A 14,911-nucleotide genomic window follows, 5' to 3' on the forward strand; every position below is an offset into this window, starting at 1 on the left:
GCCGTTTCTGTTGAATATCTCAAGCTTAGTAACATTAAAGCTTGTTAAATCAAAAGTATCATTCTGTCCTGGTGATACACCTGGTGATATGCCTTCTGGGAATACACATGATTCTAATTCTTCAACAAATGTGGTTATTGTGTTAGTACAACCTGTATCGTTAAATTCTATAGTTGCTGAATAATCTCCTTCATCTAAAACTGTATTCAACGTTAAACCATTTCCACTTATAGGGTTACCATCTAATGACCAACTAACAGTAACATCAGCTGCTGTAAAGTTCGTAGCAGTAATACCTATTGTAATAGGTACTGTTGCATTAGGACATACGGCATAAATATAGTCGTCATTAAAAGTAGCTAAAGGAACTACATTTACTTCTAAGTTAAATGTAGTAGTACTGTAACAACCCGTAGTCATGTCTTCAGCTCTAACATAGATAGTTTCACCTTGACTAGTATATGGACTTGAAACTGCACCAGTATCGCCATCTGCATCTGCTTGGGTAGTATGGTATGTTATTTCAACGTTAGTGTCAGTTGTTACATCTGTATTAATTGATACTAAGTCAAATGTCGTTTCACCATCTACTGTTCCGTCTTCGTCATCACAAACGATGAAATTCTCTGGTTGATTAATTGTAGGTCTTGGATTAACAACTAATTCTACTTGAGATAATTGACGACATCCTAAGTAATCATTATTAGCTGCATCAGTATCTTCAATTCTCATTATTAATACTTCTCCAGAAGAACTATATGGTGTACTTACAGGGCTTATTGCTTGGTTAGCATCCGCAGTATTAGTATAGTAACTTACTGTAAATCCATCTCCTAAACCTAATTCTGATGTTAAAGTAGCTAAATCAAATTCTTCAGTACCATTCGCTTCAGGACCATCACAAAGTGTAATGTTTTGAGGAGCTACTGTTCCTGGATCTTCATATAAGTTTACAACTACGGTTTGAGAGAATGCGTCATCGCCACATTGGTTATCAAATGCTTGAACCAAATAACTATCAGACTCTGTTACAACAAGAGTAGAAGACGTTTCTCCTGGTATTACGAAATTATCTTTGTACCAAATGTATTCATCAGCAAAAGGAGAATCTGCCGTAATCGTAATAGAATCGAAACCACAAACAGATACTGTATCTGTTTCTGTTGGATCATTATCGTCAGGTATAACAACTTCATCACTCGTGATTTGAGCTTCTATATCTGCTTCAATGGTACCGTTACCTGCTGTACCTGCATTTGTTTGTTCTATTGTAATATCACCAGCACCACCATTAAAGTTGGTTACTAATAACATATAAATCTCTCCATTTACTGCATTATCAATTGATAGATTTTCTATTGAAGCTCCTGAATAACTACAGTCTACAATATTACCTAATGGATAGAAACCTGTGTCTGGGTTATTAGAGAACGGACAAGTAGGACAATCTTCTAAAAGAATATCTGTACATGCTTCAGTTACTGAAGTAAAAGGACCCCAAATAACGAAATCTACATCTAAACCATTACCACTAGCATCTGTTTGCTCAATTTGAATTTCAATTGGTCCTGACTCTCCTACTTGAATAATGTTCCAAGTTGGGTTAGGAATAGATCCTAAACAAGCAACTTGGCCTGTACTTGGAATTCCAATAACATTTGATGTAGTTAACGCACCACCTACCGAACAGAAGTTTTCTGCATTATCACAAATAATGTTTGAAGGAGCAGGTTTAATACATAAGTCGAAAGTTGATGTTTCAGCTTGACTTCCTCCACTAAATATACGTATGTAATAAGTGTTACCTACTACTAAGGCTGGTGTAACAAAAGCGTCTTCATTTGTACAATATAACTCTGTTAAAGAACCACATGAACCTTCGTACAAGGCATGATTAATATTGGTTGTACCACCTACTACGTTAATTATTGATATGATTTCAATTTCATCTAAAGCCTCAAAAGTAAACCAAACATCATCATTTGGTGTACCTGCACAACTTCCTTCTGGGACTCCAGATGGTGTAGCAGCTAAAATAGTACCAGGTGTTACTTCAGCACAAGTACTTGTTGCATTAACTACTGCTGGCATAGCTGTTTCACAGTCATCATTTGCTGGTGGACATGCTAAAACTATATAATTTTCACTACCAATTACACAATTGTTGTCTTGTTCATTAGTTACAAATACCTTAACAGTACTTCCAAAAGGAAATGGACCAACTTGGTATACACCAGTTGCTGTTGCTTGTGCTGTTGTAGCATCTAAAGTATTTGATAATTGTAAAGAAGTAGCGTCACCTAAACTGGTAACGTTAACATCTATAAAAAATTGATCATTTGCACAATCTGGAATTACTGTATAATCTGCTTCAGCTAGTGTACATAATAATTCTTGAATATTAACCGTAAAGTCTAAAGTTACACCCCAAGAACCATTGTAACAAGGGTCAGGAGTTGCTTGACCAAAATCAGCGGAACCAATACGCATTCTGTGCTCTCCTAATGGCGCAGTAATTGGCATAACAAATGAAGCGTCTAATAAGTGTGGAGAACTAGCTCCCGAAGATGTTCCTTGATAAACAAGTTCAGTATCATCAAAAACTAAATTATCATCAAAATCAATCCAAACATTTGTACCATAAGTAAAACCATGTCCAAACTCTATTTCTAAATTAGTATTAATCCCTTGGAAAACATTTACTGAAGGCGTTGTATGATTTTCATAAGTTAAATCACCTAAACTAGTAAAGGTTGTAACTCCTAAGTTTACAAAGTTTACACCATCGCCATCATTACTCGTTGGTATTGATTCACAATAACCTGTAAAGAATTGAAAAGGACCAAAGTAAGAACTTTCGTCTCCAGGACCACATATTGCAGATACGTAAAATTCGTAACTTGTATCTGGAGTTAATCCATTTAAAACATAAGGGTTAGTTGTTACACCAGCCTCAATAGTTCCAGTTCCTAAAGCAAATCCAGCTTCACCATATTGTATATTCCATGATGTTGCAGTACCAGATTCTGTCCAACCTACTTCAGTTGATGTTAAACTTAAATTATTTGCAGTTAAATCTGATGGTTCAGCACAAGTAGGAATACCTCTTACTCTAAAATTGTCTACAAACACATCATTATCTTCTGTATCATCAACTGTTCCTTCAGAAGCTAAGATTCCAAATTGAACAATTTGACCACTATATGCCGTTAAGTCAACAACTGGATGTTCACCTGTGACCGTAAAAGCAAAAGTACTATCATAAGTTAATAAACTAATCCATGTAGCTCCATTGTCAATTGTCATTAAAAGTTGAACGGTATCATCTGAGCCTAAAGTACCAGGTGTTGTGCTACTTCCAAAAGTCATAACACCAAAATCAAATTCTACTTGAAAAGGACCACCTGTTAAATCAAATTGAGGAGAGATTAGCCAATCGCTCTTTGTTGCAACCCATAAATTGATTTTATAAGCACCATCAAAGCCGTTATTTAAAAAGCCATCATTTGCCCAACTACTATTTCCTAAATCAGTAGGTCCAGTAATTGCATCACCATTATCTGCTACATCCCAACAGTCTGCAGGAATATTTGTAAAGTTCTGTATATAATCTGGAATGAATATATCACAAAGTGTTTCAAAAGCAAAAGGACCAGCCCAACCACTAAGTTCACTACCACAGTTGGCTTGAACATAATATTCGTAACTAGTAACGGCATTTAAACCAGAAGCAGTATAAGGATTTGCAATATCTGTATCTGTTGGTGTGCCAGTTGCAGGAGTTCCTGTTGTTACAATTTCAATGTTCCACATTGTTACTGTACCGTCTTGAGACCAACTTAATTCTGCACCATTAGAAGTAATAGAATTTGCTGTTAATGTTGTTGGGTTAAAACAAGAAGGTGCTTCATCAAAAGTAACATCGTCTATTGCAATATCATCGTAAAAATCACCACTTACAGTTTCTGAAAAGATAAATCTTGCTTGCACATCTCCTGTAATTGTTAATGTACTTAAGTCAATAACTTTAAGTTCCCAACCAGAAGTATTAGTGTTATAAGTCGCCATCATATTCCAAGCGGCACCATCCCAAACCTCTACATCTAACGTACTATTAGCATTACCTTCATTATCACTTAATTCATAAAAAGAAATTGAAGGTGCTGCTAAACCACTAACGTCAACCAATGGTGAAGTTAAAATACTCGGTCCGTCAGTTCCAGAAGAATCAACCCATGCAAAGTAACCATTTGTTGCAGTAGATCCTATTATCGTTCCATCATCACCAATGTGATCAAATCCACCGTTATCCGCATATTCCCATTCTTCTGCACCAGTATTAGACCAACATAGTGGAATATCGCCTGCGTTTTCAAAACCTTCAGTATAAGGAGCTACAAACGTAACACATTCTGTCGCTACTAAAAAAGGTCCAACCCACATACTAAGGTCTCCAGTACCACAGTTAGATTGGTAGTAAATATAATAAGTTGTTGCAGGTGTTAAACCTGATAATGTTGTATTCGGTGTACCTGTAACCGCAATAGCATTTTCTTCTTCACTATTTCCTGGTGTAAAATCTGCACCACTGTTATATTCAATGTTCCAATCTGTTTCAGAGTCTCCTGCTGTCCAGTCTAAAATTGCTGAATCTGAAGTTACACTTGAAGATGTCATTGCATATGGGTCAATACATGTAGGACTTTCAAATAAAGTAACTACAATATTGTTCCAATCTGCGTCTGATCCACCGTAACTTTGATTAAATATTATGTCAATAAAACCATCTGTTGTTGGGTCATAAATACCAGGAATATCACCTTCAAATATTAAGGTTGTACTGTCATTACTATTTAGACCACCAGATGTAGGTGGGTCGATTGTAATAGATCCTGCAGTTGTATTTAATGTTAAGTCTGCTTCTGAGGACCAAGGGTTACCTGCTCCAACAACCCAGTCTACAGAAATAGAAAATGAGTCGTATGATCCAGAAGTAGATGCTGGTACAGCTGCTACATTTGCTACATCATTTAAGTTGATAGTAACTGGTGCTCCTGAGGCCACGTTAGTTGGGCCAACAATTGGAGGAAAATTATACTGGGCACTTGCTGTTAAGAAAAACCCGAGCATGATTAAAAATAGAGTAATCTTTTTCATTATTAATCGGTTTGTTAAGAATTATTTAATGCCCTTATAACCAATTGATTACGAGGGATTTCATTAGTGTTTGGTAAAAATTTGATGTATTTTGCAATGTTTTCGTTGGTTAGACGTTTCAAACTATGCGAAGTCGAATATATAAAAAATGCCTATTAACAAGATGTTAACATTGTTATAATAGATTAACTACCGTAATAATCGACAAAACGTTTGGCTGTTTTTTAAGAAGTCTTCAATTGTATAAAAACAGGGAAATGATCACTAAATCCTCCCTTATATTTTTTGCCAGAATAGGTTCTAAATGGCTGACCTTTATATTTACCTGTGTATTGTGTAAGAAACTTACTGTTAAATACTTGTGCGTCGCTAAAAACTAATTTAGAATTAGAGGTATCGAAAAAATTTGTTGAGAATAAAATTTGGTCGAATAAATGCCATTGAAAATGATGGTTTAAACTTCCGTTATCACGAGACCAAACCGTTTTAAATGGATTATATAGAGAACTTTCTTGCTCTAACATTAATAAACTATTGCAATTAGGGTTATCATTAAAATCTCCCATAACGATAATTTTGGTGTCGCTATCGTTACTTTTTAGTTCCTTTATAATTGAGTTTACAACTTTTGCAGCTGCAATTCGTTTAAATTCAGTCTCTTTTGTCCCTTCTCTTCGAGATGACCAATGATTAACAATGATATTAATATCTTCGTTGTTCAGTTTGCCTTTTACTAAAAGAATATCTCTTGTGTAATCTTGTACACCAGGTTCTTTTTCAAAATAAACTGAAAACGTCTCAGAATGCGTTACTTCAAAAAGATCACTTTTATAAAGTAGAGCGACATCTATACCTCTTTCGTCTTTAGAGTCGTAGTGTATATAACTATATTGTTGTTCTATTAGGTTTTTACTAGTTACTAAATCTGATAAAACTTTTTTGTTTTCTACTTCAGCTAAGCCAATTATTACTGGAGAAACTTCAGAATTTTCTTCGCCTATCTGAGAAATTACAGTGCCTAATTTTAGTAATTTTTTTTGATAACGCTTTGGTGTCCATCGTTTTATGGAGGTTGGTGTAAAATCGTCGTCATAGGTTGAAGGGTCATTTTTTACATCGAATAAATTTTCGATATTATAAAATGCAATGGTGAAATTTTCAGAATTGTTAATCATGGCATTAAATATAGGATTTTAAAACATTATATTGGAATAATCCAATTGCTTAACTTTGTACTTTAATTAATTTATGATAGAGAAAAAAGATATTGCTTTAGAGAAAGTTGTTCTAATAGGTGTAATTACTCAAGATCAAGATGAGGAGACGTCTAAAGAATACCTAGATGAGTTAGAATTTTTAACTTATACAGCAGGTGGAGAAGTCGTAAAGCGCTATACCCAAAAGATGGCAATGCCAAATCCTAAAACCTTTATTGGTACTGGTAAAATGGAAGATGTTACCAATTTTGTAAAGGAGAATGATATTGGGACAGTTATTTTTGATGATGAATTGTCGCCAGCTCAAGAGCGTAATATTAGTAAAATCCTTAATTGTAAGATTTTAGATAGAACGAATCTTATCCTAGATATTTTTGCGCAACGTGCACAGACGAGCTATGCAAGGACGCAAGTAGAATTGGCGCAATGCGAATATTTACTACCAAGACTTAAGGGAATGTGGACACACCTTGAAAGGCAAAAGGGTGGAATTGGAATGCGTGGACCTGGTGAAACAGAGATTGAAACAGACAGACGTATTGTCCGAGATAAAATTGCCTTACTTAAGGCTAAGATTAAAACTATTGATAAGCAAATGGCTGTTCAGCGTGGTAATCGCGGTAAAATGGTGCGTGTTGCTTTAGTAGGTTATACCAATGTTGGTAAATCTACTTTAATGAATGTGATAAGTAAAAGTGATGTATTTGCAGAAAATAAATTATTTGCAACTTTAGATACAACGGTAAGAAAAGTAGTTATCGGAAATTTGCCATTTTTAGTTAGTGACACTGTTGGATTTATTAGAAAATTACCAACACAATTGGTAGAATCTTTTAAAAGTACGCTAGATGAAGTGCGTGAAGCAGATTTATTATTGCACGTTGTGGATATTTCGCATACTAATTTTGAAGATCATATAGAATCCGTAAATCAGATTTTAGATGATATTAATAGTAAGGATAAACCTACTATAATGGTTTTTAATAAGATTGATGCTTACAAAGCTGAACCTTTTGACGATGATGATTTAATTGCAGAAAGAACAGAAGCCAATTATTCTATTGAAGAATGGAAACGAACTTGGATGAGTAGAGTTGGAGATAATGCCTTATTTATTTCTGCAATTAATAAAGAAAATATGGATGAGTTTAGAAAACGTGTTTATAAAGAGGTAAGAGAAATACATGTTACACGCTTTCCTTATAATCATTTCTTATATCCAGATGTTGAAGATATAGAGTAAATATAATGTAATTATAGAAACAAAAAAAGAGGTCTTATTATAAGACCTCTTTTTTATATAAATATTTGGTTTAGCTTAAAACTTGTAGCTTAAACCAAATGTATAGTAAGATTGTAGTTTGTTGTCAACATCATCAAAATCTGTAGCTGTAGCAGGAGTTTGAGCTAAAGCATAATTAAGAGCTTCTTGTTTGTTGCTTCTTAAGCCAAAATCAAAACCAACACCAATCATTTTCCATAATGTGTAGCTGAATGAGTTTGTCCATGTAATGTTAGATAAATCTCCAGACTTATAACTTTGGAATGTAGATAAGTTTGTTTTAAAGTTTATAGCACCAATTTGTCTTGTATAATCAGCAACAATTTTTGCACCCATAGAAGATTCAAAAACAGAATCACTATCTGCAAATACAAAGTTGTAGTTTAATGGGTGAATTACCACTATTAAATTTTCAATAGGAGTCCACGTAGCACCAACACCAACATCTAAATATCCAGGATCGTTGAAGTTGTCTAAGAGTGTAGTTCTGTATTCCATTAATCCAGAAATAGCCCAAGTCTTGCTAATATTTCTACCATAAAGAGAAGATATGTTAAAAACGTCAGTACCGTTTTTAAAGCTATCGTCATCTGAATCGTCATTTTTGTCATCAAACTTTATCCAATTTAAGTTTGTTGTTAAAGAGTTTCTCCAAAAATATTTGTCTTCAATTTTGTTAGCAAATGCATTTAAAGTAATACCAAAGCTACCAGAAGATAAATCAGGAGTTCCTTGTCCGTACCAGTTGCTAAAATTAGATAAGCTACCACCAATAGTACCAAAAGCACCTGTTCTCCAGCCTGGTAAAGCATCTATTTGTGCTTGTAATGCATTAGCTTCTCCTTGAAACTTGTCTGCTTCAGCTTGTTTTTCAGCTTTTTGAGCCTGTAATTCTTCTTTAGTTTGTGCAAAACTTAAAGTAACTACCAATAAGAGGAATACTGATAGAAGTAATTTTTTGTTCATAATGGATTAATTTTTAATAAATTAAGTTGTTATTAATTTGCAAATTTAAGCGTTAATTGATTTTAAATCTGTTTTTTTTCGATAAAATCACTATTTATAAGACACCTGCACTTCTAGTAAGTCACATATTTTTAAAAATTATTTATTTTGAATAATGGTACTGAAGAGCATGCTTCTCCAAACATTATAGATCTAGCAATTGGCTTTAGTTTTTGGGAAAGTAAAATTAGTGCATTAGAGGGTACTGGTTTATTTGAGCAACCCTTTATTATTACTGGTAAACCTTGGTATTCAGAAAGATCTAAATTCGAAATAATATCAGCATATAATATAGATTCTAAGTCATCTAAAGAACCAATTACAGATAATTTTGAATACGCTTGAAGCTCTATCGCTATTAGCATATAAGCCCAATCTGGCACAATAGCATCTGTAGAGCAATGTAAAGCCACGTAGCAATCTTGGTATTGCGACCAATTATGTTCCGCAACAAAAGCTCTAAATTCTTTTTCTCGAAGTACTAAACCTTCAAGCAGCCAATCTGTAATATCAAAAAGAATACGCTTACCATTTGGGTAATAATCTTCTAAGTCAATAACTTTTAATTTGCTGTTTGTAACTCTATTAATTATCTCATCTGCCATAATGCAAAATTAAATGTTTTATTGATAGCCTTCGGCTTGAAGTGTAAACAATTCTGAATACAAGTCATTGTTTCTCATAAGTTCTTCATGTGTACCAATTTCTTTCACTTTACCTTGTTCTAAAACTAGGATTCTATTAGCTTGACGCACTGTGCTAAATCTATGCGAAATAATGATACTGGTTTTGTCTTCGGTTAAACCTATAAAACGACCAAAGACTTCGCTTTCTGCTCTAGCATCTAAAGCAGAAGTGGGTTCGTCTAAAACCATTACTTCAGCACTTTTCATATAAGCTCTTGCTAAAGCTACTTTTTGCCATTGACCACCAGATAATTCTTGACCACTAGAAAATCGCTTACCTAATTGCTGATTGTAACCTTGTTTTAATTCAGATACAACCTCACTAGCCAAACTTAGTTCTGCGGCTTTTTCAATCTTAGCCTGATTGTCTAACTCGTTTATGTTTCCTATTGCAATGTTTTCTTTTACGGTAAATTCATACCTAAAGAAGTCCTGAAAAATAACACCAAAATACTCTTGATATTCAGCAATATTAAAACGGTTAATATTTATGCCATCTAATAGAATTTCACCTGATGTAGGTTCGTAGAAACGTAATAGTAGTTTTATTAACGTTGTCTTTCCTGCGCCATTCTGACCAACAAAAGCTAATTTTTCACCTGCTCGAAGTGTAAAGCTAATGCCTTTTAAAATTTCAGTATCAGAATTTGGATACGCAAAACGCACGGCTTTAAACTCAAAACCTTTTTTAATTTTTCCAGGTAAAGGCATATCTTCTTTTGCTTTTGATACAATTGAAATATCAATAAAGTCGAAATAATCTTTTAAGTATAAAGCACTTTCCGAAATCCTCGTAAATTTTGAAAAGAAATCTTGAAGGTTTCGCATTAAACGATTAAATGAACCTGATAAAAATGTAAGCTCACCAAGCGTAATTGCGCCAGAAAGCACACGATAAATTATAAATACATAAGCACCATAATAACTTATAGAACCTAAGACATTAAACAAAAAACCTAATGACGAACGTCTAATAGCTAAGGTTTTATTGAGTTGGTAATATTCTTCAGATAGGTTTTTAAAACGGTCAACCACAAAATCTGTTAAGCCAAAAAGTTTTATTTCTTTTGCTGTTTTATCGTTTGCACCAATAAATCTTAGATAATCTAACTCACGTCGCTCAGATGTCCAGCTTCGTGCTAAAGAATACTGTTGTTGGCTAAAACGTATCTCGTTAATAAATGACGGAATAATACTCAGTACAAGAAGTATAATTAAATACGGTTCAAAATATATTAAACCGGCAACAAGTGTTGCAATAGAAATAGCACTTTGTGCTTGGCCAAGCACGTTAGACATTAGTCCAACACGACCAGTAGTTTGCGTTCTTGCACGTTCTAACTTATCATAAAACTCAGAGTCCTCTAATAGACTGATATTTATTTGATTGGTCTTCTTAATAATAGTGACTGAGGATGCAATATTATATTCGTCACCAAGTAAACCATCGGTTAAGGAAATCGCTCTACTTATTAAGTCTGATAGAATGATTAAGCCAAACTCGGCTGCGACATACGTCCAAAGTGTATTATAATCAGGACTGTCAAGCGAAATCTGTAAAATGATTTCGTCAATGATAAGTTTACCAACCCATAATATTATTACAGGTAATAAAGCGCCAATAAGTCTACAGAAAGCGGAAAGCAAAAAGAGACTTTTGTTGACTTTCCAGATTTCTTTAAAAAATCTAGGAATATAAATTAAGGCATTAAAGGACGATTTTAGATTTGTTTTCTTACCGTCCTTTAAAGAATTTGGCTTGTGTCGTGGCATTCAGTATTTATAATTAAAGCATTCCAAGTTCTAACTTGGCTTCTTCACTCATTAAATCTTGAGACCAAGGTGGATCGAAAGTGATTTCTACTTCAGCACCTTTTACCTCATTGATAGATTTTACTTTTTCTTCAACTTCTAAAGGAAGTGTTTCTGCCACAGGACAGTTTGGTGTTGTTAGCGTCATTAGAATTTTAACTTCTAAATCTTCGTTTACAAAAACGTCGTAGATTAATCCTAATTCGTAGATGTCTACTGGGATTTCTGGATCGTAAATTGTTTTTATTACTCTTAGGATTTTTTCACCTAAAACTGCTGTATCTATAGTTGAATCGCTCATTTTTTAATGTGTAAACTAGTTAAGTTGTGTTTGGTATGCAATGGCATACAATTTTAGTTGTTTTATCATACTTACTAAGCCATTAGCTCTAGTTGGTGATAAATGTTCTTTTAATCCTATTTTATCAATAAAATCAGTATTTGCTTCAAGGATATCTTTTGGATGCTGATTAGAAAATGCTCTAATGAGTATAGCAATAATACCTTTGGTAATAATAGCATCACTATCTGCTGTAAAGTTTATTTTATCGTCTTGCATGTTTGCATGTACCCAAACTTTACTTTGGCAACCTTTAATGATATTATCGTCAGTCTTATATTTTTCTTCAATTAAGGGTAAGTCTTTACCTAAGTCAATCATATATTGGTAGCGTTCTTCCCAATCTTCAAACATGGCAAACTCCTCAATAATTTCATTTTGTACTTCTTCAATAGTCATAGTCTCATTCTTTTGTGCAAAATTACAAAATCGTTAGTTTTTAACGGTGTTTTCTTTAATGGATAACACTTTATTAACTAAAGCTTCAATAGCCTCTGGAGGATTTCCATGGTCAAAGGTTGGTGTCATGTATTCTATGTCGCCTATTATTATGGCTAACGAAGCATGATGCGCTCCGTCTGATTGATGTTTCGTAGAAGGCGGAATTAAATCTTGAATTGTTTCGGCATCAATAACTTCAATCAATTTATTAACAGCTTCCCATTCTTTTGGTTCAATTGAATATTTCTGTATATCTTGAAGACCTTCGTCTTTTGATAGTAATATATTAGATTTCGAAATTGAAATAAAATCATATGAACCTCTTGAGCTCAATGTGTATTTTACTGAGGTTTTATAATCGATGTCAGTATTTACTATGGTACTTTTTTTAGAAGCAACAACTGTATTGGTTCCTTCGATTAATACCGTTTCATTATTTAAAAAAGAAATGAGGTTTTCACTTATTAAAAATGAATTAACCGAATTCAAAGCTTTTAAAAACTGACGTTCTGTATTAGATGCGTTTCCTGGGCATAACTTCTTTGATGCACCAATATTGACAAATGATAATGCGTTGTTTTCTAATTTGTAACTTCCAAAGAAATTATTACAACCAGCAAATCCTGTAATTTTATTAGTAATCTCATCAAAGTTTATTACAATTTTACTAGAAGTAACATCAGTATCTCCAAGTTGTGTGATGTAATATGTTCCAGATAGTGTTTCTTGCATTTTTTTGTTGTTTTCGATTGCTTTTTTTGATGAATCACAAGAAGTCATTGTTGTTAAAAGCATAAATAAACTAAGTAAAATTTTCATCTGTAAACTGTTTATTATTGAAAGTTACACATTTAATGCCAAAGTCTAAGACAGCATCATTATTGCCTTTTTAAGCGCCACAATAAATGCGTCAATTTCTTCTTTGGTGTTATAAAACATAAAAGAAGCTCTTATGGTACCTGGAATTTTATAAAAGTCCATAATAGGTTGTGCGCAATGATGACCTGTACGGACTGCGATGCCCATTTTGTCCAAAATGGTGCCAATATCATAAGGGTGAATAGTGCCAACATTAAAAGAAATTACAGATGTTTTCTCTTTTGCTGTACCGTAAATTTTTAAACCTTCAATTTTTTGCAATTGCTCAGTTCCATAAGCTAAGAGCTCATTTTCGTATGCGGCAATATTTTCAAAACCTATACCATTCATATAATCTAAAGCGGCTCCAAAAGCAATGCCACCACAAATATTTGGTGTACCAGCTTCAAATTTGTGTGGTAAACCTGCATAAGTTGTTTTTGCAAATGACACTTCTGCAATCATTTCGCCTCCTCCTTGGTAAGGTGGCAATTTAATAAGCCATTCTTCTTTTCCGTAAAGCATCCCAACACCTGTTGGTCCACAAATTTTGTGAGCAGAACACACATAGAAATCAACATCTAACGCTTGGACGTCTGGTTTTAAATGCGGACAAGATTGTGCGCCATCAACTAAAACAGCAGCTCCAACAGCATGTGCTTTTTCTATAATAGATTCAATAGGATTTATAGTTCCTAAAGCATTTGAAATATGGTTTACAAAAACCAATTTCGTGTGTTCGTTTAAAAGCGCATCATAGTCCGAAAGAATTAATTCACCATTTTCATTCATGGGAATGACTCTTAAAGTTGCTCCTGTACGTTCGCAAAGCATTTGCCATGGCACAATATTACTGTGGTGCTCTAAAGCAGAAACAATAATTTCATCTCCTTTTTTTAAGAGTGAAGAAAATCCGTTAGCAACTAAATTAATACTATGCGTTGTGCCAGCAGTATAAATGATTTCGTAACTGTGTTTAGCATTAAAATGTTTCTGAATCTTAATACGTGCTTGCTCGTAAGCATCCGTTGCTTCCTGGCTTAAACTATGCACGCCTCTATGAATATTTGCATTGTAATTGCTGTAATAATCTACAATAACATCAATGACTTGCTGAGGTGTTTGCGAAGTTGCAGCATTATCGAAATATATGAGTGGTTTCCCATTAACCGTTCTGTTGAGAATGGGGAAGTCTTTTCTTATTTTTTGTACGTCTAACATGGGCTTAATTCCTAGTTACAAAGATACAACGCATTGTTCTTAAAGAAAAACTTATAATTAGTCATTAAAATATTTAATACACATTTTATTAGGATACATTTATATAAAATGTATATTTGTGATATGTATAGTAAAGAATTAACAAAAGGAACATTGCAACCTATCATTTTAAAACTTATAAATGAAAAGGGTAGAATGTATGGTTACGAGATTACACAAGAAGTGAAAACGATGACTTCAGGAAAAATAGATATTTCGGAAGGTGCATTATATCCCATTTTACATAAGCTTGAGGCAAAAAAGGTTTTAGAAACTGAAAAGGTTTTTATTGGTAAGCGTGTTCGGAAATATTATAAAGTCACTAAAGAAGGGAAGAAAATGGTAGAGACTGTTACTGAAGAAATCAATGATTTTATTGAGACCTTAAATTTAATTTTTAATCCAAAACCGATATAATCATGGAATTATCAGAAAAGCATATCGCCTTTATTGAAAACAATTTAACCTTATATGGTGTTAAAAATAAAGATTTAAGAGAGGATTTACTGGACCATATCTGTACGTATATAGAGCATCAAAATTCTAATGATTTTAATGCATTGTATCAACAAGCGTTGCAGAAATTTGGTGGGTATTCTAGTTTTCAGAATTTACAATTAGAAACGAATTATCAAAAGTTTGCGAAGCAACTTATGACATTCAATAAGTTGAAATTCTCTGCAGGCTTTATGGTGATTTTATTGTTGGTGGTTAGTTTGGTTTTTCAGATGATGCAATGGCCTTATGCTAATGCTTGGTTGCTTGGTGCTATTGTCATTGCAGTATTAGTAATACTACCAGTTCATTTTTACGCGAGCTATAAAAAATCTATTCACAAATTTTCTTAAATCAT

12 protein-coding genes are annotated in these 14,911 nt (G+C 33.6%); 3 read left to right on the top strand and 9 right to left on the bottom strand.

All coding sequences use genetic code 11. The features are described from left to right. Positions 1–5,157, bottom strand: a 5,157-nt coding sequence (locus Q0807_RS08625) for a fibronectin type III domain-containing protein (RefSeq protein WP_299108667.1), incomplete at its 3' end; no start/stop codon positions are given. 224 nt (positions 5,158–5,381) lie between these two features. Then, positions 5,382–6,332 carry an endonuclease/exonuclease/phosphatase family protein gene (locus tag Q0807_RS08630; RefSeq protein ID WP_299108668.1) on the bottom strand — a complete coding sequence of 317 codons (951 nt, stop codon included), beginning with the start codon at positions 6,330–6,332 and terminating at the stop codon, positions 5,382–5,384. 73 nt (positions 6,333–6,405) lie between these two features. Here Q0807_RS08630 and hflX point away from each other — a divergent pair, with 73 nt between their 5' ends. Further along, entirely contained in the window at positions 6,406–7,617 is a 1,212-nt protein-coding gene (gene hflX, locus Q0807_RS08635; protein ID WP_299108669.1) for a GTPase HflX, read from the top strand. A gap of 75 nt (positions 7,618–7,692) precedes the next feature. Here the strand turns inward: hflX and Q0807_RS08640 are convergent, their stop codons facing one another. From Q0807_RS08640 to Q0807_RS08670, 7 genes are all read right to left on the bottom strand, one after another. Beyond that, positions 7,693–8,622, bottom strand: a complete 930-nt coding sequence (locus Q0807_RS08640; RefSeq protein WP_299108671.1) for a DUF3078 domain-containing protein — start codon at positions 8,620–8,622, stop codon at positions 7,693–7,695. Between the two features lie 131 nt (positions 8,623–8,753). After that, positions 8,754–9,266: a DUF2480 family protein gene (locus Q0807_RS08645; protein ID WP_299108673.1), complete on the bottom strand. Its 513-nt coding sequence runs from the start codon at positions 9,264–9,266 to the stop codon at positions 8,754–8,756. Positions 9,267–9,284: 18 nt separating this feature from the next. Next, a complete protein-coding gene (locus Q0807_RS08650) occupies positions 9,285–11,120 on the bottom strand; it encodes an ABC transporter ATP-binding protein (RefSeq protein WP_299108675.1) in 1,836 nt (611 codons plus the stop codon). 13 nt (positions 11,121–11,133) lie between these two features. After that, positions 11,134–11,460: an iron-sulfur cluster assembly protein gene (locus Q0807_RS08655; protein WP_115817213.1), complete on the bottom strand. Its 327-nt coding sequence runs from the start codon at positions 11,458–11,460 to the stop codon at positions 11,134–11,136. Between the two features lie 15 nt (positions 11,461–11,475). Further along, positions 11,476–11,898: a SufE family protein gene (locus tag Q0807_RS08660; protein ID WP_115817212.1), complete on the bottom strand. Its 423-nt coding sequence runs from the start codon at positions 11,896–11,898 to the stop codon at positions 11,476–11,478. A 33-nt stretch (positions 11,899–11,931) separates the two neighbouring features. Continuing rightward, positions 11,932–12,759: an META domain-containing protein gene (locus Q0807_RS08665; RefSeq protein ID WP_299108684.1), complete on the bottom strand. Its 828-nt coding sequence runs from the start codon at positions 12,757–12,759 to the stop codon at positions 11,932–11,934. Between the two features lie 45 nt (positions 12,760–12,804). Beyond that, a complete protein-coding gene (locus Q0807_RS08670) occupies positions 12,805–14,019 on the bottom strand; it encodes an aminotransferase class V-fold PLP-dependent enzyme (protein WP_299108686.1) in 1,215 nt (404 codons plus the stop codon). Between the two features lie 123 nt (positions 14,020–14,142). On the opposite strand from Q0807_RS08670, the gene Q0807_RS08675 reads away from it, so the two are divergent. Beyond that, positions 14,143–14,475, top strand: coding sequence for a PadR family transcriptional regulator (locus Q0807_RS08675; RefSeq protein WP_115817209.1), 333 nt, complete (start codon positions 14,143–14,145; stop codon positions 14,473–14,475). Between the two features lie 2 nt (positions 14,476–14,477). Then, the gene (locus tag Q0807_RS08680) at positions 14,478–14,906 is read left to right on the top strand and encodes a hypothetical protein (RefSeq protein WP_299108690.1); all 429 of its coding nucleotides are present in this window, start codon (positions 14,478–14,480) and stop codon (positions 14,904–14,906) included. Positions 14,907–14,911 lie beyond the last annotated feature (5 nt).

This window comes from uncultured Winogradskyella sp. (assembly GCF_947495255.1).
In the GTDB taxonomy this organism is placed as follows: domain Bacteria; phylum Bacteroidota; class Bacteroidia; order Flavobacteriales; family Flavobacteriaceae; genus Winogradskyella.

What these genes read in the sequence shown, in the direction of transcription:
- Q0807_RS08630 (WP_299108668.1), bottom strand. Translation starts at nt 6,332, where the DNA reads ATGATTAACAATTCTGAAAATTTCACCATTGCATTTTATAATATCGAA.
- hflX (WP_299108669.1), top strand. Translation starts at nt 6,406, where the DNA reads ATGATAGAGAAAAAAGATATTGCTTTAGAGAAAGTTGTTCTAATAGGT.
- Q0807_RS08640 (WP_299108671.1), bottom strand. Translation starts at nt 8,622, where the DNA reads ATGAACAAAAAATTACTTCTATCAGTATTCCTCTTATTGGTAGTTACT.
- Q0807_RS08645 (WP_299108673.1), bottom strand. Translation starts at nt 9,266, where the DNA reads ATGGCAGATGAGATAATTAATAGAGTTACAAACAGCAAATTAAAAGTT.
- Q0807_RS08650 (WP_299108675.1), bottom strand. Translation starts at nt 11,120, where the DNA reads ATGCCACGACACAAGCCAAATTCTTTAAAGGACGGTAAGAAAACAAAT.
- Q0807_RS08655 (WP_115817213.1), bottom strand. Translation starts at nt 11,460, where the DNA reads ATGAGCGATTCAACTATAGATACAGCAGTTTTAGGTGAAAAAATCCTA.
- Q0807_RS08660 (WP_115817212.1), bottom strand. Translation starts at nt 11,898, where the DNA reads ATGACTATTGAAGAAGTACAAAATGAAATTATTGAGGAGTTTGCCATG.
- Q0807_RS08665 (WP_299108684.1), bottom strand. Translation starts at nt 12,759, where the DNA reads ATGAAAATTTTACTTAGTTTATTTATGCTTTTAACAACAATGACTTCT.
- Q0807_RS08670 (WP_299108686.1), bottom strand. Translation starts at nt 14,019, where the DNA reads ATGTTAGACGTACAAAAAATAAGAAAAGACTTCCCCATTCTCAACAGA.
- Q0807_RS08675 (WP_115817209.1), top strand. Translation starts at nt 14,143, where the DNA reads ATGTATAGTAAAGAATTAACAAAAGGAACATTGCAACCTATCATTTTA.
- Q0807_RS08680 (WP_299108690.1), top strand. Translation starts at nt 14,478, where the DNA reads ATGGAATTATCAGAAAAGCATATCGCCTTTATTGAAAACAATTTAACC.